This is a genomic window from Streptomyces nigrescens (assembly GCF_027626975.1).
GTDB classification, from domain to species: Bacteria; Actinomycetota; Actinomycetes; order Streptomycetales; family Streptomycetaceae; genus Streptomyces; species Streptomyces nigrescens.
Map to the genome: position 1 here is coordinate 6,162,151 of NZ_CP114203.1, position 19,393 is coordinate 6,181,543.

General features: G+C 70.7%; 11 protein-coding genes, 1 tRNA gene and 2 pseudogenes. 10 read left to right on the forward strand and 4 right to left on the reverse strand.

All coding sequences use genetic code 11. From position 1 onward, the window contains the following. The first annotated feature begins 20 nt into the window (after nt 1-20). The gene (locus STRNI_RS27410) at nt 21-545 is read left to right on the forward strand and encodes an ATP-binding protein (protein WP_229838187.1); all 525 of its coding nucleotides are present in this window, start codon (nt 21-23) and stop codon (nt 543-545) included. 254 nt (nt 546-799) lie between these two features. Here the strand turns inward: STRNI_RS27410 and STRNI_RS27415 are convergent, their stop codons facing one another. Together STRNI_RS27415 and STRNI_RS27420 are read right to left on the reverse strand one after the other, a co-directional pair. After that, the gene (locus STRNI_RS27415; protein ID WP_018088357.1) at nt 800-2,194 is read right to left on the reverse strand and encodes an NsdA family TPR-like regulatory protein; all 1,395 of its coding nucleotides are present in this window, start codon (nt 2,192-2,194) and stop codon (nt 800-802) included. A 381-nt stretch (nt 2,195-2,575) separates the two neighbouring features. Continuing rightward, nucleotides 2,576-4,135 carry a glutamate synthase subunit beta gene (locus STRNI_RS27420; RefSeq protein WP_277412201.1) on the reverse strand — a complete coding sequence of 520 codons (1,560 nt, stop codon included), beginning with the start codon at nt 4,133-4,135 and terminating at the stop codon, nt 2,576-2,578. A 591-nt stretch (nt 4,136-4,726) separates the two neighbouring features. On the opposite strand from STRNI_RS27420, the gene STRNI_RS27425 reads away from it, so the two are divergent. Beyond that, nucleotides 4,727-6,199, forward strand: a complete 1,473-nt coding sequence (locus tag STRNI_RS27425; protein ID WP_018088354.1) for an amino acid permease — start codon at nt 4,727-4,729, stop codon at nt 6,197-6,199. Nucleotides 6,200-6,684: 485 nt separating this feature from the next. On the opposite strand, the gene STRNI_RS27430 is transcribed toward STRNI_RS27425, so the two are convergent. Both STRNI_RS27430 and STRNI_RS27435 read right to left on the reverse strand, forming a co-directional pair. Beyond that, nucleotides 6,685-7,167 (reverse strand): hypothetical protein, encoded by a 483-nt coding sequence (locus tag STRNI_RS27430; protein WP_277412202.1) that lies wholly within the window; start codon nt 7,165-7,167, stop codon nt 6,685-6,687. A 318-nt stretch (nt 7,168-7,485) separates the two neighbouring features. Next, a tRNA-Arg gene (locus STRNI_RS27435) sits at nt 7,486-7,561 on the reverse strand. 302 nt (nt 7,562-7,863) lie between these two features. Between STRNI_RS27435 and STRNI_RS41770 the strand changes: the two are divergent. From STRNI_RS41770 to STRNI_RS27470, 8 genes and pseudogenes are all read left to right on the forward strand, one after another. Beyond that, nucleotides 7,864-8,251: pseudogene (locus STRNI_RS41770) on the forward strand (GTPase); the annotation flags it as partial. A gap of 503 nt (nt 8,252-8,754) precedes the next feature. Continuing rightward, nucleotides 8,755-10,089, forward strand: a pseudogene (locus STRNI_RS41775) (ATP-binding protein); the annotation flags it as partial. A 527-nt stretch (nt 10,090-10,616) separates the two neighbouring features. Further along, nucleotides 10,617-13,031, forward strand: a complete 2,415-nt coding sequence (locus STRNI_RS27445) for a GTPase (RefSeq protein ID WP_277412204.1) — start codon at nt 10,617-10,619, stop codon at nt 13,029-13,031. A 269-nt stretch (nt 13,032-13,300) separates the two neighbouring features. Beyond that, a complete protein-coding gene (locus tag STRNI_RS27450) occupies nt 13,301-14,344 on the forward strand; it encodes a single-stranded DNA-binding protein (protein ID WP_277413331.1) in 1,044 nt (347 codons plus the stop codon). 226 nt (nt 14,345-14,570) lie between these two features. Continuing rightward, entirely contained in the window at nt 14,571-15,980 is a 1,410-nt protein-coding gene (locus tag STRNI_RS27455; RefSeq protein WP_277412205.1) for a Cys-Gln thioester bond-forming surface protein, read from the forward strand. A gap of 523 nt (nt 15,981-16,503) precedes the next feature. Then, on the forward strand, nt 16,504-18,168 hold the full coding sequence (gene ettA, locus STRNI_RS27460; RefSeq protein WP_127150879.1) for an energy-dependent translational throttle protein EttA: 1,665 nt from the start codon (nt 16,504-16,506) through the stop codon (nt 18,166-18,168). Between the two features lie 5 nt (nt 18,169-18,173). Then, nucleotides 18,174-18,608 carry an acyl-CoA thioesterase gene (locus STRNI_RS27465; RefSeq protein WP_093643990.1) on the forward strand — a complete coding sequence of 145 codons (435 nt, stop codon included), beginning with the start codon at nt 18,174-18,176 and terminating at the stop codon, nt 18,606-18,608. After that, on the forward strand, nt 18,605-19,336 hold the full coding sequence (locus tag STRNI_RS27470; protein WP_266442076.1) for a DUF8010 domain-containing protein: 732 nt from the start codon (nt 18,605-18,607) through the stop codon (nt 19,334-19,336). The genes STRNI_RS27465 and STRNI_RS27470 overlap by 4 nt, the downstream gene beginning before the upstream one ends. Nucleotides 19,337-19,393 lie beyond the last annotated feature (57 nt).

The following is a 19,393-nucleotide window of genomic DNA, read 5'->3' on the forward strand; positions in this document are numbered from 1 at the left end:
CATGTACGAAAGGGGTAGTCATGTTACCCACCACAATGCATTCGGCCGAAGTCATGGTGACCGCCCGGCATATCGCCGGCTGGCCCGAGGAAAGAAACTCACTGGTCCCCGCCGACTGCTGGGGTTCCGGGCAGCAAGTGGTACTTCGACTGCCCGCGTTGAAGCGGGCCGTACCTGTCTGCCGCAGCCTGGCGCGCTCCTGGCTCGACGGACAACGCATACACGACGAGGACACCCGCTATCTGGTGCTGCTCGTCCTGTCGGAACTGTTCACCAACGCCATCCAGTATTCCGCCGGCACCCGTATCACCTGCCGGATAGGGAGAGCGGAGAACCAGCTGCACATCGAGGTGCACGACCGCGGGGGAACGCCGTCGGTGCCACGGATGCGCCACCCGGGCCAGGAACAGGAGCACGGCCGCGGCCTGGAACTGGTCGCCAAGTCCTCCTCGCAATGGGGCCGCAGGGTCGAGGCGGACAGCGGCTGCACCGTGTGGGCGGCGGTGCCGCTGGCAGCCGGCGTACGGCACGGCGTGGCGCCGTAACGCCTCCACAAGGGCCGGTCCCGGCGTTCAGGCCGGCGGGCCTCGCACGACGGAACACACCGAGCGGCGGGCCGGATCGCCACCGGCGACCGGTACCCCTCTGCCGCTGCACCCCTCGCGGGTGGCTCTCTACCGCCGACGGCCGGCCGGGCTCCGGCTCCGCACCCCCTCCCCGCGGGACGGTACGGGCCCACTGGCCGTCGGTGCCCCCTGGACCGGCTGCCCCGCCCGCCGGTCCGCCCCACGCCGGGGCGTCACTTGGGCACCCGTACACCGCTCTCCTGCACCAGGGTCTCGAATTCGCGCACCGCCGTCGTGTCGGCGAAGGGCCGCAATTCGTCCCTGAACTGCTGCAAGTACCGTTCCCCGAGCGCCGTCTTCATCCTGCCGAGCAGCGCCACCGCCTGTACGGCGGCCTGGCACCCCTCCTCGACGTCACCGGCCTGCACTAAGACGGTGGCCAGCAACAGCAGATCGATGGCCCGGCGCCGTACCCGGGTCCGCGGATGCCGGGCGAGGGCCTCCTCGGCCCGCCGGGCGGCCGGCCGCGGCTGCTTCAGGTCCCGGTAGCAGTGGGCCAACTCGTCGGCCAGATAGGCGCGGTCGAACTGCGCGATCCACTCGGGACTGTCCCCCGGAACGACATGCGCCATCGCCTCGGTGGCCTTGTCCGCCAGTATTTTGCACATCCGCGCGTCCCCGAGCATGGCGTAACCGCGGGCCTCGGTCGCATAGAACATGGCCTGCGCGGCCAGCGGGGCCCGCCCCCGGGTGCCTTCCTGTGCGGCGCGGGCGAGCTGGACCGCCTCCCGGGAGCAGCCGGCGCCGACGGCGAGATGACTCAGTCCGGCCGCCAGCACATAGCCGCCGTAGCACCGGTCGTCCGCGGCCTGCGCGAGCCGCAGGGCCTGGATGTAGTACCGCTGCGCCAGGCCCGGCTGCCCGATGTCCAGGGCCGTGTATCCGGCGAGCTCCGTCAACCGGGCGGCCGCGGCGAACAGTTGCCGTCCGGTGGCCTCGGCGTAACTCCCGTCCATCAGACCGGACAGCACACTGCTGAGACAGGAGACGATGACCGGCCGGACATATCCGCTGCCGACGCGGTGATCGAGTTCGGCCAGCGCCTGGGTCGTCGCCCGCACCAGCTCCACATCGGTCGCCCCCACCCGCGGCCCCAGCCGCCAGCTGCGTGCGACCTGCGGATCCGGGGAACTGATCAGCCAGTCCCTGCTGGGCTCGACCAACGCCGAGGCGGTCATGGCGGAACGCGACAAAAGCCCCCTGGACTCGGCGTCCATATGCCATAGTTCACGGACCTGTTCCAGCGCGTCCTCCACCGTGGCCGCGAAGTGGAGACCGACCCCGCAGGTCACGCTGTTGCCGTTGGCCATACCGATCTCTTCCGTCGAGACCGTGCGGCCGAGTTTGCCGCTCAGTGCCTCGGCGATGATCGCCGGCACCCGGCCGCGTGGCCGCTGACCACTCAGCCACCGGCTCACGGAGGTCTTGTCGTACCGCAGATCCAGACCCTGCGCCTCTCCCAGGACGTTCACCTGGCGGGCCAGCGCGGAGTTGGACAATGAGGCTTCCTGGATGAGCGACCGCAGCCGCTGGTTGGTCTGACGCGCGACGAGTGGTCGGGCGGCCATGGTGCGCCTCCAAGCACATGCCGCCAACGATTCACGTTGGCATATACAGAGAGAACGGGACAGGAAGGTCAATACCCAACAAGCGGGGCTGAATCGCCATGACCAAAGTCAAGTCGTCGCCTGGGCGTTGCGCCCAGTAGCAAAGGGGCATGAGGGGGCTCCAGAAGCCCTTCCCCTGCACCCGCCCGCTCTGCGCGCCCCTGCCGTCCCCTCCGGCGCCCACCACTCCCCACCGCGCACAACCACCACCACCCCGAGCGCGGCCCACGCACCCGGGTGAGCCGTACGCGTATGTGTCGGGGTGAGTCGTACGTGTACGCATCGGGGTGAGCCGTGCGCATCGGGGTCCGCGCCTCGTGGCGTCACGGGCGTCAACGGGCGTCACGCCACCAGCGGCCGGTCCGTCGGGGCGATGGGGGAGGGAAGTTCGGTGGAGCCGGTGAGGAAGCGGTCCGCGGCCGCCGCGGCAGCCCGGCCTTCCGCGATGGCCCACACCACCAGCGACTGCCCCCGCCCCGCGTCGCCCGCCACGAAGACGCCGTCCACTGCCCCGGTCCCGGCCCCGGCTGCTGCCCCGGCCCCGTCCACCGCCGCGGCCCCGTCCGGCCCCGCCCCGCCCGTCCGCTCGCCCCGCGCGGCCGCGAAACCGGCGTCCCGGGCGAAATTCCCCCGGACGTCCAGCGTGAGCCCGAGCTGCGTCATCAGCCCGGTGCCCCGCTCCGGACCGGAGAAGCCGAGGGCGATCAGCACCAGCTCCGCCGGGAGCACCCGCTCGGTGTCCGGCAGCGGCCTCCTGGCCGTCGGCTCCACCTCCGTCAGACGCAGCGCGCGCACCCGCCCGGCCGCGTCCCCCTCGAACCGGAGGGTGGCGGAGGAGAAGAACCGCGGATCCGTGCCCGCCCGGCCCCGGGCCTCTTCATGGGCGTGGGAGATCCGGTAGACCTTCGGATAGACCGGCCAGGGCTCGGCGTCCGCCCGGGCGTCGCCCGGCTCCGGGTTGATGTCCAGCTGCACCACGGACGCCGCGCCCTGCCGCAGGACGGTGCCCAGACAGTCCGAACCGGTGTCCCCGCCACCGACGATCACCACATGCCTGCCCTCGGCGGTGACCGGCGGCGCGGTGTAGTCACCCTCGGCGACCCGGTTGGCGAGGGTCAGATACTCCATGGCCTGGTGGATGCCGGACAGCTCACGCCCGGGGACGGGGAGCTCCCGCCGTTCCATGGCGCCGACGGCCACCACCATCGCGTCGTGCCGCCTGCGGAGCTCGGTGACATCGGCCGCGCCGCCGACGTCCACCCCCGTGCGGAACTTGGTGCCCTCCGCCCGCATCTGCGCAATACGGCGGTCCAGATGCCGCTTCTCCAGCTTGAACGCGGGGATGCCGTAGCGCAGCAGCCCGCCGATGCGGTCGGCGCGCTCGTAGACGGCGACGGTGTGCCCGATACGGGTCAGCTGCTGCGCCGCCGCCAGCCCCGCGGGCCCGGAGCCGATCACGGCGACGCTCTTCCCGCTGAGCCGCTCCGGCGGATGCGGGACCGTGAACCCCTGCTCCCAGCTCTGGTCGGCGATGGCCTGCTCGACGTTCTTGATCGTCACCGGATCGGCATTGATGGCCAGCACACAGGCGTCCTCGCACGGCGCCGGGCACAGCCGCCCGGTGAACTCGGGAAAGTTGTTCGTCGCATGCAGCCGCTCGGCCGCGGCCCGCCAGTTGCCCCGCGTCGCATACGCATTCCACTCGGGGATGAGGTTCCCCAGCGGACACCCGCTGTGGCAGAACGGTATGCCGCAGTCCATACAGCGCCCCGCCTGCTCAGCCACCAAGGGCAGCAGCGCCTGCCCCGCGTAGACCTCGTCCCAGTCACTCAGCCGCTCCTCGACGGGGCGAGCCGGAACGGGCCGACGGGGGACCTTGAGAAAGCCGCGTGGGTCGGTCATCCACCGCCTCCATCGCTCACTCACGGCGCAATAAGGCGTTCTGCCAGCCTACGCCTGGTTTGTACGGCTTTCATGAGCCGGCGGCGTGGGGCGGGGTGGGGCGGGGTTGGCTGGACAGGGTCTAGATCTCGCCACTGACGACGCCGTTCCGCCCTCCCGTCCGCCCTCCCGGTCGACGGCTTCCGCTTCCACGCGCCCCTCGCGCTGCGTCCCCTCGCCGCCCCCATGAACGATCTTCACCACCCAAATATCAGACAAATTTCGTGTACTGACTGCCACGAAGGATCGGCAATGCGTGGGCGCGTTCCCGACGCGCCGCTCGGACCGCGTATCGATTAGGTCACAGCGGCCGATGATTTGCCCAGCCTGGAGCGCTTTGGGCGATCTGCTCCGTGATCTGCATCACGCTGGCTGAAATTCGCCCGTGGTACATCTTCACGACCGCCTGACGGACGTCACCCATGTCCGCGTAGGGGGCGCTTGAGCCGGCCGATCGCCGGCATGCAACTCCATCAGCATCCGGGGGGATCGAAACCCGATCCGTCGCCAAGCGAGGCGCGGGTCGGCATGGAGCGGAAGGGCGCACCACACATGACCTCAACGCAGGTCGGCACGAACCCCGGCGACGGCAACGAAGCCTCGGGCGCGGCACCGGAAGAGGGCTACGAGCGCGGTCTCGGCAGCCGTCAGGTCCAGATGATCGCCATCGGCGGCGCCATCGGCGTCGGTCTCTTCCTGGGCGCGGGCGCGAACATCGCGAAGGCCGGGCCCAGCCTCATCCTCATGTACGCCCTCGCCGGCGTGATCGTCTTCTTCATCATGCGAGCGCTCGGTGAGCTGCTTCTGTATCGCCCGGTGTCGGGTTCCTTCTCGGAGTACGCCCGCGAGTTCCTCGGCCCCTTCTTCGGGTTCGTAACGGGCTGGACGTACTGGCTCATGTGGGTCGTCACCGGCATGGCCGAGCTGACGGCCGCCGCGATCTACGTGCACTTCTGGTTCCCACAAATCCCTCAATGGGTCACCGCGCTGGTCTTCCTGGTCGTGCTGTTCGTGGCCAACCTGATCTCGGTGAAGATCTTCGGTGAGATCGAGTTCTGGTTCTCGATGGTCAAGGTCACCGCGCTCGTCGGCATGATCGTGATCGGTCTCGGCGTCGTCACCTTCGGCTTCAGCCAGGCGGGAGACGCCGCTGCGGTCTCCAACATCTGGGCCCACGACGGGATCTTCCCCAACGGCATCGGCTCCAGCCTCATGACCCTCCAGGGCGTCATGTTCGCCTACCTCGCCGTCGAGCTGGTCGGTGTCACCGCGGGCGAGTCCGAGGACCCGGAGAAGACCCTGCCGAAGGCCATCAACACGCTGCCGTGGCGCATCATCGTCTTCTACGTCGGTGCGCTCAGCGTGATCCTGATGGTCGTCAAGTGGACGGAATTCGAGCCCGGCGTCAGCCCGTTCGTGGCCGCCTTCGCGAAGATCGGCATCCCGGCCGGTGCGGCGATCATCAACTTCGTCGTCCTGACCGCCGCGCTGTCGTCCTGCAACTCGGGTATGTACTCCACCGGGCGCATGCTCCGCGACCTCGCCGCCAACTCCGAGGCACCGAAGGTCCTCGGCAAGCTGAGCTCCACCAAGACCCCGGCCCTGGGCATCACCCTCTCCGCCGCCCTCATGGGCATCGGCGTGATCCTCAACTACATCGTCCCGGAGAAGGCGTTCGGCTACGTCACCTCGGTGGCCACCGCGGCCGGCATCTGGACCTGGCTGATGATCCTCATCAGCCACATCCTCTACCGCCGCGCGGTCGTCGCCGGCCGCCTGCCCGCCTCGTCCTTCCCGGCGCCGGGCGGCACGGTCTGCAGCTGGATCGCGGTGGCGTTCCTCCTCCTGGTGACCGTCCTGATCGCGATCGACCCGGACAGCCGCATCTCGCTGTACGTGGGCGCCGGCTGGGCCGTCTGCCTGGCGATCGGCTGGGCCGTCCTCAAGTCCCGCAACCCGCACATCGCGGCGAAGTCGAAGACCCAGGACAAGCAGCTGGAGACCACCGGCCGGCCCCGCGGCTAACCGCAAACGGACTCCGAGGCCCCGGACAGACGGTCCTCGACCCCGCCACATCCCCCGACGGGGCGCCCAGGCACAGCCGGCCTGGGCGCCCCGTCGGCGTTGCACACGGCGCCCCTGAGAGGGAGCCGCTCTCCCCCCCCGCATCGAAGCCACCGAGCGGCACTCACCAAGCCGCCCCCGACCAGCAAAAAGCCCTCCACAAGGGAGGGCTGAACACCGTACGGGCGAAAGCGCCCCCGGCAGGACTCGAACCTGCGGCCAAGTGCTTAGAAGGTGTGCGAGCCCCAGCGATGTGCTTACCGGCCTATTCGCAGGTGGCGTCGAACCAAAGTAGGGAAAAGCACTTGGCCCGAGATTTCTTGGAAGCTTGACACCAGTGCCGTGCCCCGGCCGTGAGCAACTGCACATATCCTGAGCGGACGCCGAGGCTCCGTCCCCTCCCGTGAGGGGACGGAGCCTCTCTCGCTGGGGAGCAGCGCTGAGAACTACTTCTGCTCAGCGGCAAGCTGCGCGGCCAGCGCATTGAACGCTGTGACATACCGGTTCGCGGCGGCCAACTCATTTCGATCGGGCTTCACGTTCCAACTCTGCACGTTGCCGTTCCCGAAGGTCACGTTGATCGCGGCTGCACCTTTGTTCTTCCGGCCGGTGGCAGCCGCTGAGACGCCCAACGTCGCGACCCCCGCCACCAGTCGTGTCGCAGTCCACCCCTTGTGCGCGTCGGCATTGAAGAACTCGGCCCGCCCACCGGCGATAGGTCCAAACGTCGTGATCCCGCACTCGGAGGTGGCCCAGGGGTGCATGAACGCCGCTTGCTTCAGCTGAGTCTCGGCGGGGTGATCTGCGCGCCATTCCCTGAGAGCTTCCCTGGCTTCCCTCTGCGCGTCTCGTTGTGCTTCACGCGACGCTCGCCGTTCAGCGCGTTGAGCCGCCCGAGCCTCAGCCTTCTGCGGATCACGATTGAACATAGGTCACCTCGTTCTGTGGGCTGCCACGAATGCCCTAGAGCTGTCGGGCCGGCCTGCGCTGGCCGGGTTGCTGACCACGACTGCCGGGGCCGCCGGATGGTTGTGCCTCACCGGGGCATATTCGTGTGTTCTGAGAGACGCCGAACGAGCTTGGAGAACATCACCGTGTATTCACCGTGGCCACCCGCAGAAACCCGGTGGCAGCCGGACGGCGTCGGCTCTCTCGCCGACCACCGGGGGAGGGGCCGACGCCTGCACAGGAGCATCCGCAGATGCCCTGAACAGCAAAAGGACCCTCCCCGTGGGGAGGGTCTGGTCTGGCGCCCCCGGCAGGACTCGAACCTGCGGCCAAGTGCTTAGAAGGCACCTGCTCTATCCACTGAGCTACGGGGGCCGGGTGTGGACGTGGATCACGGACCGCGGACAAGGATAGAGGTCCGGGTGCCTCGTCCCGGTTGCTTCACCTCCGTGGCACGTTGTGGAGGTTCGGTGAAGCGGTCCCGATAATCGCAGGCAGGTACGAATCCTGCACCGCTTTTGGCGCCTCGTGCGGCGGGTGTTGTGCACTCGTTATGCCTGCGCCTCACGTGTCGCGAACGTCTCGCGCGTCACTTATCCCGATCTGTGGGGGTTCTTGCGGCGCGCACGAGGGGTTATACGCTTCAAAAACCCAACGAAATTGGGCATTCTGCACATGTGGCGACCTTGGACGTACGACCCCGGCTGATCGACGCACTGTCCGTTCTGCGTAACCGCGTCGACGCCGCACGCTTTCCACTGCCACTCCGGGGCGCTGCCCGCGCCCGGCGCAACCGGGCCGAGCTGCTCGCCCAGCTCGACGACTATGTGATTCCCCGGCTGCGCTCTCCTCAGGCCCCGCTGCTCGCAGTGATCGGCGGATCGACCGGTGCGGGCAAGTCCACGCTGGTCAATTCGCTGGTGGGGCGGCGGGTCTCGGAGGCCGGGGTGCTGCGTCCGACGACGCGTACGCCGGTGCTGGTCTGCCACCCCGACGATCTCCACTGGTTCGCCGGACCGCGCGTCCTGCCGCAGCTCGCCCGCGTGTGGGTGCCTGAGCAGGATGACGGGGGCGAGGGGGAGTATGCGGCGGGCGGTGGCCTGGGCCGGGGGGATTACGGGGTCGGGGTCCATGGTGTGGGCGGGCCGGCGGCCGGCGGTGGGCGCGCGGTGGTCGGCGGGCAGGGCGCCCGCATGGCGCACGGGGCCTGTGCGGAGCGTGGGTCTCACGGGGGACATGAGGGGCATGGGGTACATGGGGGAAAGCGGGGGCACCGTGGGTCCGATGGGGGGCATGGGCTGGGGGCGTGTCAGGAGGGGCAGGGCGGCGCGCACGGGGTGGTTGGTGCTCATGGGGTGGGAGCGGCTGGGTGTGAGGCGTCTGGGGCTTCTGAGGGGTCCCAGGTGTATCGGGAGCGGGAGCGGGAGGCGGAGGGGGCTGCGGAGGGGTATGGGTGTGGCTCTGCGGTGGGTGGGGGTGGTGCGGCTGGTGATGGTTATGGGGCGTACGGCGGTGTGGGTGGGGGGAGTGGCGTAGGCCTCGGGAGGGACGGGAGTGCGGCCGCGGTGGGGGGCGGGGCCGAGGCGGGGATGCTGACGGTGCGGATCGAGACGGATCCGGCGTTGCCGAGCGGGCTGGCGTTGTTGGACGCACCGGACATTGATTCGCTGGTCGCGCGGAACCGGGAGCTGGCCGCCGAACTGATCTGCGCGGCGGATGTGTGGGTGCTGGTCACCACGGCCGCCCGGTACGCGGATGCGGTGCCCTGGCATCTGCTGCGTACGGCCAAGGAGTACGACGTCACGCTGGTGACCGTGCTGGACCGGGTGCCGCATCAGATCGCCACCGACATCTCCGGGCGGTACGCCGAACTTCTTCAGCGGGCCGGTCTCGGCCATGTCCCGCGGTTCACCATTCCCGAGCTGCCCGAGTCCGCCGGCGGGGGGAGCGGGCTGTTGCCCGCCACGGCCGTCGCGGCGCTGCGCGGCTGGCTGGAGCGGCATGCCCAGGATCCTGTCGCCCGCGCCGCCGCGGCGGAGCGCACGGCAGCCGGCGTGATCGCCTCGTTGCGCAGCCGGCTGCCCGCGCTGGCCGGGGCCGCCGCCGCCCAGCACGCCGCGGCCCTGCGGCTGGCCGGCCGGGTCGAGGAGGCGTACGAGCGGGCCGCGGAGCGGGTGCGGCAGGAGGTCGCGGCCGGTGAGGTGCTGTCCGGGGACGCGCGTGCCCACTGGCGTGACCATGGGCTCGACGGCCGGTCGGACGAGCTGCTCGACGCGCTGACCGACGGGCTCACCTCGCTGCTGACCTGCGCCGTGGACGAGGCCGATGAGCGGGCGGCGGATGCCTGGCGGCGGGATCCCGCGGCGGCCGAGGTCTCGCTGACGGCCGCCGCGGGCGCCTCGGGTGCGGGTGGCCGGCTCGGTGTGATCGTCCGGCGCTGGCGGCGCTGTCTGGAGGAGCTGGCCGAGGAGGAGACCCGTGAGGCGCGCGCCGGACAGGCCGGGGAGCGTGCGGGGTCGGTGGAGCCGGAGGAGTCGGCCGCGCTGTTGGCCACCGCTCTGCTCGGCGGCCGTCGTGCTCGTACGGCGGGTGAGAACCTCGCCGACCTGTTGGGCGCCCAGACCGCGCTGAGGCTCTGTGAGCGCGGCGGACGGCTTCTGGCCATCTACCTGGAGCGCGCGCTGGACGGTGAGCGCGAGCGGCGGCTGGCACCGCTGGACCAGCTGACCGTGCCACTGGACCAGCAGGCGGAGCTGATCGCCGCGCTGTCCGTAGTGCAGAAGGAGAAGCAGAAGGAGAAGGAGATGGAGAAGCCGGAGGGGATGGAGAAGGAAAGGCCGCGGGAGCAGCGGCAGGCGGAGGAGCGGGCGAGGGCGATGGAGAAGGAGGAGGTGTCGGGGTGAGCAATTCCGAGGTGGCTGGTTCCGGGGAGGGCTCGGGGGGCAACGGGCGGGGGACGGGGGAGGGGGAGGCCGGTGAGGTGGCGGGGGAGGACGTGACGCGGGTTGAGGGTGGTGTGGCGTCGAGGAGGGATGTGGCGTCGGGGAGGGGCGTGACGTCGGGGGGAGGGAGGGCTCCGGGGGACGGTGGAGCGTTGGTGGAGGGCGGGGTGTCTGGGGGAGGCGGGAGGCCGGGGGAGTCGGTGGTGGCGATGGCGTCTGCCGTGGAGGGGGAGCCTGGGGTGGGTGCCGTGCCTGTGGCGTCTGTGGTGCCTGTGGTGACTGTGGCTGCTGGGGAGGATGTGGGGGCGGCGGAGGCTCGGGAGGCTCACGGGGCTGCGGTGTCGGTGGCGGAGGAGGAACCGGGAGCGGCTGGGGGGTCGGCTGTGCCAGGGGTGGGCGCGGGCGGGGCGTGGGATGACGGGTTGATTGCGCGGCGGGCGCGGGACGCGGGGGTGCCCAGGCCGACGACGCGGGTGGGGCCGCCTGTTGTGGCGCCTGTTGGGGCGGGTGTTGCGGCAGGGGCTGGCGTGCCGGTCGGGGCCCGGGGCGAGTCAGGTGTGCGGGCGGGAGGTGGGGCCTCGGCGGAGGGGGCCCGTTCCAGGGGAACCCACCCTGCGGAATCCCGGACGGCGGAAGCCCGTGGCGCGGAATTCCGTGGCGCGGAAGGGCGCGGTGCGGATTTCCGTGGCGCGGAAGGGCGCGGTGCGGATTTCCGTGGCGCGGAAGGGCGCGGTGCGGATTTCCGTGGCGCGGAAGGGCATGGTGCGGAAGCCCGTATGGAGAGGGCCCGTAGTGGCGGAGCACGTAGCGCGTCACGTGCCGACTGGCGTATGGAGGCGATGGCGCAGCCGCGTTCGCCTGCCGATGTGGAGAGCGGTGGTGGAGGCGCGTACCGGTGGGCCGCGGACGGGGGGCGGCGGGCCGTGGGGGGCGGGCTGCGCGGGCGGCTGGATGCGTTGCGGGAGTTGATCGCGCTGTCCCGGACCCGGCTGGACGGGCGGACGCTGGAGGGCGCGGGCCGGGTACTGGAGACGGCGGACGAGCGGTACCGGCTGTCGGGTGAGCACACCGTCGTCGCCATCGCGGGGGCGACCGGCAGCGGTAAGTCCTCGCTGTTCAACGCGCTGGCCGGAGCGAACCGTTCGCAGGTCGGACCGCGGCGGCCGACGACCGCGGAGCCGGTGGCCTGCGTCTGGCCGGGTAGCAGGCCGGGCGCGGACGGGTTGTTGCACCGGCTGGGCGTGCCCACCCACCGCCGGCACGTCCCGGCGGACGGCAGCTCCGAGCTGCGCGGACTCATCCTGATCGACCTGCCCGACCACGACTCCTCGGCCACCGAGCACCGCGCGCAGGTGGACCGGATGCTGGAGCTCGTGGACGCGGTGATCTGGGTGGTGGACCCGGAGAAGTACGCGGACGCGGTGCTGCACGAGCGGTATTTGCGGCCGTTGGCGGGCTACGCCGAGGTCATGTTCGTCGTCCTCAACCAGGTGGACCGGCTTCCCGGGGACGCCGCCGACCAGGTGGTGGACGATCTGCGCCGGCTGCTGGACGAGGACGGGCTGGCGCTCGGCGAGCACGGGGAGCCCGGGGCGGCGGTGCTCGCGCTCTCCGCCGCGACCGGCAGGGGCGTGGGGGAACTGCGGGAGGCGCTCGGCCAGTTCGTCGCGGAACGGGGTGCGGCGGACCGGCGGCTGGCGGCGGATGTGGATGCGGCGACCGAGCGGTTGCGGTCGGTGTACGTGGCGCAGAGCCGGGTCGGGCTGACCGAACGGTCCCGCGCGGAGTTCGATGACCGTTTGGCGGAGGCGGTGGGGGCGGTGGCCACCGGGCGGGCGGCGGAACGCGATTGGCTGCGGTATGCGGAGCGTGCCTGTGGGTCTCCGTGGTCGCGGATGCGGATGCGGATGCGGATGCGGGGGAGGCGGGGGAGCCGGGGGGCCCTTGGCTTCGGGGTGGGGGCGACCGATGTGGGGATGACGGGAGCGGGGCTGACGGGAGTGGGGACGGCGGGGGCTGGGACGACGGGGGCTGGGACGACGGGGGTGGGGGCTTCTCGGGGAGGGCGTACGGGTGCTGGGGCGGCGGACGTCGGGCGGACCGATGTGGGGTGGGGCGGTGCGGCGCGGGGACGTCTAATCGGGCGGGCGGGAGTGGGGCGGAGCCAGGACGGGCGGGGTGCCGCGGGGCAGGCCCGCGCGGGGCTGAGCCGTACCGGGTGGAACGGCGACGGGGCCGAGGAACTGACCGCCGGCGGGCGGACCGGTATGCAGCAGGGCCCGGTGGGGCGGCAGTCGGCGGCCGGACATCGGCGCGCTGACGGGGCTGCTGCGGCCGGTCCCGGGGACGCGTCGGTGGTGGACGGCCGGGCGGCGGCCCGGCCAGTGGTGGAGCATGCCGTCCGCACGGTGGCCGCCGAGGCGGCGCACGGGTTGCCGGCGCCCTGGGCCCACGCGGTGCGGGACGCGGCGGACCGCGGTGCCTACGGGCTGCCGGAGGCGTTGGACAAGGTGGCGGCGGAGGCCGAGGAGTCGCTACGGGGCGGGCCGGCCGTGAAGCCGCGGTGGTGGACGGTTGCCGCCTCGCTCCAGGGGATGTTGTCCGTACTCCAAGTCGTCGGCGTCCTGTGGCTGCTGGGTGCCGTCACGGGCGTGGGCGAGGCGACGGCCTGGATCTCCGGGCTGCTGCCCGCGGTGCTCGGGTCGGTGGGCGGGCCGGCGCTGGCGTGGATGTGCCGGGTGGTGGCGCGCGGCCCGGCCCGGCGTTACGGGCAGGACGCCGAGCGGCGGCTGCGGAGTGCGGCGGCGGCGTGCGGGCGGGCGCGGGTGCTGGAGCCGGTCGCCGCCGAGCTGTTGCGCTACCGCGAGGTGCGGGAGCAGTACGCGGTGGCATCGGGCGTGTGACGGCGCAAGGAAGCAATGGGTGGGCGGGGGCGGGAGTTGGTGACCGGCGGGCTGTGAACAGCCCGCCGTGATCCCTCTTCCGGGTGGCCGAGTTGTCCACAGCCGGCCACCTGTCCACACGCCGCCGCGGCGCTCGCCGAACCCGTGCAGCATGAGATCAACGCAGCGCGAGCAGCACGTGACGAGAGTGTCACGCAGCACGTGACCAGAGCGGCATGTGACGAGAGCGAGCGCAGGACACGGGGGAGGCGTAGCAGGTGAACGACACGATGGTGACGCTGGTGGGAAATGCCGCGACGGCGGTGGAGCATCGGCTGACGGCGGCGGGTGTGACGGTCGCGAGGTTCCGGCTGGCGGCGACGTCCCGCCGGTGGGACAAGGCGCAGGAACGCTGGACCGACGGGGAGACCAGTTTCTATACGGTCCGGTCGTGGCGTGGGCTCGCCGACAATGTGGCGGCGTCCGTGGCAGTGGGTGAACCACTCATCGTCCAGGGACGGTTACGGCTGCGGGAGGGGGAACAGCCACCCGAGAAGGGCGGGCAGCGCTGGTTCTCGGCGGAGGTTGATGCCGTGGCGATCGGCCACGATCTCACGCGCGGTACCGCCGCATTCCGGAGAGTCCTCCGGGCGCTGCGTACGGGAGCGGACGGGCCACCGGCCCCGGCGCAGCAGTCGACGCCGGCTCCGGAAGCTTCGACGGGCCAACAATCGAACCCGGCGGCGCGATCGTCCCCGCCTCCGGAACCTCCCCCGGCGCAGCAATCGTCCCGGGCTCCGGAACCTTCCCCGGCGTCGCAATCGACCCCGGCGCAGCAACCGACCCCGGCGCCGCAATCGGCCCCGGCACCGGACTCGTCAGCACCACCGCAACGGCATCCCTCGCAATCGCCCCGGTCCCCGTCTCCGTCCTCGCCCCTGCCCCCGTCTCCGCAACCATCGCCACCATCGCGCCCCTCTCCACCATCTCAACAAGATTTATGGGAAGGCGCGTTGCCGGAAGAACGCAGCCGGACGACCGCCAACGCACCGACGGAGGCCGACACATCAGAGGCTGCCGTCAAGGCAAAGACGGCCGCCACGGCACCGCCGGCCTCCAGAGGAAAGCCGGCCGCCAAAGCACCGTCAGCCGCCAGAACACGGAGAGGCGCCAGAGCTCCGGCAGTTCTCAAGGGGCAGACGGCCGAGAAGGCCTCCACGGTCGCCGAAACGCCTACGACCAGCGGGATTGCAGCCGTCGCTGAGTCTCCACGGGGCTCCTCCGGACCACCTTCAGCCGTGACCCATTCGCCCGAGACGTTGACTGTGCCCTGAAAAGTCCAGGCGATTTGTCGATAATGCCAAGTCAGGGTGCCCGTTGTCGGTAACGATTACGAGTCGGATCGCTTATGGGATGCCATTACTGGGGACCCTGGTGCACCTGCTCCTTAAGATCCGACAAGTACTCACGGGGGCTGACGTGTTCGGCTGTTGAGTTCTTTGGGATCTTTCCGGCGAGGCAACCTCTCCCACTCGACCGCCTCGCCCAGAGGGGAATTTCATGCTTTCGATAAAGAGGCGGGGCGCAGCCCGCCTTGCCGCCGCGGTCGTGGCCTCCGGCCTGGTCGCGGCGGGTGCGATAGCCACCGCGGGGCCTGCCGCGGCGGACGAGACGACCCCCTCCCACGGGGGTGCCACCGCCACACTCGGTGGTCTGAAGACCTTCGACCAGGCGGTCGTGCACAACGACGGAGGGGACCAGCGCGTAGGCGCCGGGCTCTTCGAGATGGCGGTCGACAACGGCGGCACGCTCCAGACGTACTGCATCGACATCCACAACCCGACGCAGCAGCAGGCGAAGTACCAGGAAGTGCCCTGGAGCGCCTCGTCGCTGCACAACAACGGGGACGCGGGCAAGATCCGCTGGATTCTGCAGAACTCGTACCCGCAGGTGAACGACCTGGCCGCGCTCGCCGCCAAGGCCGGTGCCGGGAACCTCACCGAGAAGACCGCCGCGGCCGGCACCCAGGTCGCGATCTGGCGCTTCTCCGACCACGCCAAGGTGGACGCGGTCGACCCGGCGGCCGAGAAGCTCGCCGACTACCTCGAGAAGAGCGCGCAGAACGTCGCCGAGCCCAAGGCCTCGCTGACGCTCGACCCGCCGGCCGTCTCCGGCAAGTCCGGCAGCAAGCTCGGCCCGGTCACCGTGCACACCAACGCCGACAGCGTCACGATCTCCCCGGCCGCCGGTGTGCCTGCCGGTGCCAAGGTCGTCGGCAAGGACGGCAAGCCGGTCACCAGCGCGACCGACGGCACCCAGCTGTTCTTCGACGTGCCCGCGGGCGCCGCGGACGGCAGCAGCTCGCTGACCGCGCAGGCCGCCACCAAGGTCCCGGTCGGCCGTGCCTTCACCGGCATCGGTGAGCACGCCAAGAGCCAGACCCAGATCCTGGCCGGCTCCAGCGAGTCCACGGTCTCCGCGGCCGCCACGTTCTCCTGGAAGAAGCAGGGCGCCATCCCGGCGATCACCGCCGAGAAGAACTGCGCCAAGGGTGGCGTGGACGTCACGGCGAGCAACAAGGGCGATGAGGCGTTCCGCTTCCAGCTCTCCGGCAAGGACTACGAGATCGCTCCGGGCAAGTCGCAGACCGTGACCGTTCCGGTGGCCGAGGACCAGCCGTACGACATCACGATCAAGGGTGAGGGCGGCTTCAAGAAGTCGTTCTCCGGCGTCCTGGACTGCAAGACCGCCGGCAGCGGCGGCGGCAAGCCCTCCAGCCAGCCCAGCCCGGCCTCGGTAGGCGGCAGCACCGGTGGGGACACCGGTGGGGGCAAGGGCGGCGACCTCGCCGAGACCGGCTCCAGCAACGCCACCCCGATGATCGCGGGCATCGCGGTCGTCCTCGTCGTGGTCGGCGGCGCAGCGGTGTTCTTCCTCCGTAAGAAGAAGGCCGGCACCCCCGCCCAGTGACACCCGGCGGCCGGTGACCCCCGGCGTCCGGCCGTACGTGGCGACCACTCGGTGACCCGAGGGTGACTCGATGACCCGAGGGTGAGTGGGTGGTCGCCGGTGAGGTACCCCAGGGCCCCGGAGCGCAGCAGCGCTCCGGGGCCTTCGGCGTTTCCGGCCTTCGGCGTTTCCGGCCTTCAGCGTTCCCGGCCTTCAGCGTTCCCGCCTTCGGCGTGGGCGGGCAGGCGTGGGACAGCGCGGATGGCAGATGTGCGGATGGCAGATATGCGGCGGCCGGCGTCTGATGGCGGACGTACGGCAAGGGCCCGATCCCGAGTGATCAACGCTGACAGACGGCAATCAAGCGGACACCGAGTCGTGGCAGGTCGGTGCTGAGCAGGGGTGTGCTGACCTACTCGTTTCCGCCTGAGCGCAGGCGTACGGCAAGATGGGGTGTATCTGCCCTCCCACGGTCGCCAGGCACGATGGCCCCGGGGCGGTGCCGCACAGACCCTGATCGATCCAATCTGCCGGACGGTTTCTCTTGGCTGAGTACATCTACACGATGCGCAAGGCGCGCAAGGCGCACGGCGACAAGGTCATCCTCGATGACGTGACGCTGAGCTTCCTGCCGGGCGCAAAGATCGGTGTCGTGGGTCCCAACGGCGCCGGTAAGTCCACGGTGCTCAAGATCATGGCCGGGCTGGAGCAGCCGTCGAACGGTGACGCGTTCATCTCCCCGGGCTACACCGTCGGCATGCTCCTGCAGGAGCCGCCGCTGGACGAGTCGAAGACCGTGCTGCAGAACGTGCAGGACGGCGCTGCCGAGATCATGGGCAAGCTCCACCGCTTCAACGAGGTCGCCGAGCTGATGGCGACCGACTACTCCGACGAGCTCATGGAGGAGATGGGCAAGCTCCAGGAGGACCTCGACCACGCCAACGCGTGGGACCTGGACACCCAGCTGGAGCAGGCCATGGACGCCCTCGGCTGCCCGCCCGGCGACTGGCCCGTCACCAACCTCTCCGGTGGTGAGCGCCGCCGTGTCGCGCTGTGCAAGCTGCTGCTGGAGGCCCCCGACCTGCTGCTCCTCGACGAGCCCACCAACCACCTGGACGCCGAGTCCGTGCAGTGGCTGGAGCAGCACCTGGCGAAGTACCCCGGCACCGTCGTCGCCGTCACCCACGACCGGTACTTCCTCGACCACGTCGCCCAGTGGATCTGCGAGGTCGACCGCGGCCGCCTGCACGGCTACGAGGGCAACTACTCCAAGTACCTGGAGACCAAGCAGACCCGTCTCAAGGTCGAGGGCCAGAAGGACGCCAAGCGTGCGAAGCGTCTGAAGGAAGAGCTGGAGTGGGTCCGCTCCAACGCCAAGGGGCGGCAGGCCAAGTCCAAGTCGCGACTGGCCCGTTACGAGGAAATGGCCGCCGAGGCCGACAAGATGCGGAAGCTGGACTTCGAGGAGATCCAGATCCCGCCGGGCCCGCGTCTGGGCAATGTCGTCGTCGAGGTCGACAAGCTCAACAAGGCCTTCGGCGAGAAGGTCCTGATCGAGGACCTGAGCTTCACCCTGCCGCGCAACGGCATCGTCGGCATCATCGGCCCGAACGGCGCCGGCAAGACCACGCTGTTCAAGATGCTGCAGGGCCTGGAGACCCCGGACTCCGGCGACATCAAGGTCGGCGAGACCGTCAAGATCTCCTACGTCGACCAGAGCCGCGAGAACATCGACCCCAAGAAGACCCTGTGGGCCGTGGTCTCCGACGAGCTGGACTACATCAACGTCGGCCAGGTCGAGATGCCCTCGCGGGCTTATGTCTCCGCGTTCGGCTTCAAGGGCCCGGACCAGCAGAAGCCGGCCGGTGTGCTCTCCGGTGGTGAGCGCAACCGCCTCAACCTGGCGCTCACCCTCAAGCAGGGCGGCAACCTGCTGCTCCTCGACGAGCCGACCAACGACCTCGACGTCGAGACCCTGTCGTCGCTGGAGAACGCGCTCCTGGAGTTCCCGGGCTGCGCCGTGGTCGTCTCCCACGACCGCTGGTTCCTCGACCGCGTCGCCACGCACATCCTGGCGTACGAGGGCGACTCCCGGTGGTTCTGGTTCGAGGGCAACTTCGAGTCCTACGAGAAGAACAAGATCGAGCGCCTCGGTGCGGACGCGGCCCGCCCGCACCGCGCCACGTACAAGAAGCTCACCCGGGGCTGACCGGCGTGCGACACCTCTATTCCTGCCCCCTGCGCTGGTCGGACATGGACGCGTTCGGCCATGTCAACAACGCGGTGTTCGTCCGCTACCTCGAAGAGGCGCGGATCGACTTCATGCACCGGCTGGCGCCGGGGGGCGGCAGCCCGTCGTTCACGGGCGGCTCGGTCGTCGCCCGGCACGAGATCGACTATGTGCGGCCGCTGGTCCACCGGCACGCCCCGGTGACCGTCGAGTTGTGGGTGACGAAGATCAGCGCCGCGTCGATGACGGTCGGCTACGAGGTCAAGGACGAGGACACCCTCTACCTGCGGGCCTCGACCGTCGTCGTCCCGTTCGACTTCACCGAGGAGCGTCCCCGCCGCCTCACCGCGGAGGAGAAGGCGATCCTCAAGGAGTATCTGGACGACGCCGCGCACCAGGAGGGATCCGCCGCGGTATGACGGCGCTGCACCTGGCCGATGCGGGGGAGGCGGCGGATCTCGCTGCCTTCCTCGCCCGCCTGATCCACTACGACCGCGCCGCCGCGGTACGGCTCCAGGCCGGCGGCGGGGTGCTCGCCGTCTTCGGCCGCCCGCCGTCCTTCGAGGTACTGGCGATCCGCACCGCCCGGCTCGCCGACGACACCGGCCTGGACCGGACGGTCTCCGCCGGTGAACTCCTCGAAGGCGTGGACGGGTCGGCTGACGTGCTGACCGTGCCCGCCGCCGTCACCGGTCCGCCGTGGACCGGGATGCTGCCGCCGCGCGGCGGCTGGCAGCGGGTGCCGGGGCTGCCCACGCCCGAGGCCCTGGTGCGGGCGGTGGCCGCCGCGGTCACCGAATTCCGCGCCCGTGACGAGGCGTTGCCGCCGCAGCACCGCACCCGCACCGAACGGGACCGCATCGGCCGGGAGATCTGGTCGCGCACCCTCGGCGACACCCATCTCCCGCTGCGCGCCGCCCATGCCGCGCAGTCGCTGGGCTTTCTGCGGCCGGCGCGGACCGGCGCGCTCGCGGGCGGCGGCACCTCTCCCGGCGCCCGGCCCGCGCAGTCCGGACCTCAGCCGCTGAGTCTGCTGTCCGCGGGCGGCTGGCTGCGGCTGAGCACCCCGTACGGGTCGATCGCCGTACGGACCGGCGGCCCGAGCGGGCTGACCGGGCTGTCGGGCCTCACGGTGACACCGATCTGACGGGAACGGCCGGCGGGGAGGCAGGCAGTTGCCCGGTGAGGCGGTTGCCGGTGAGGG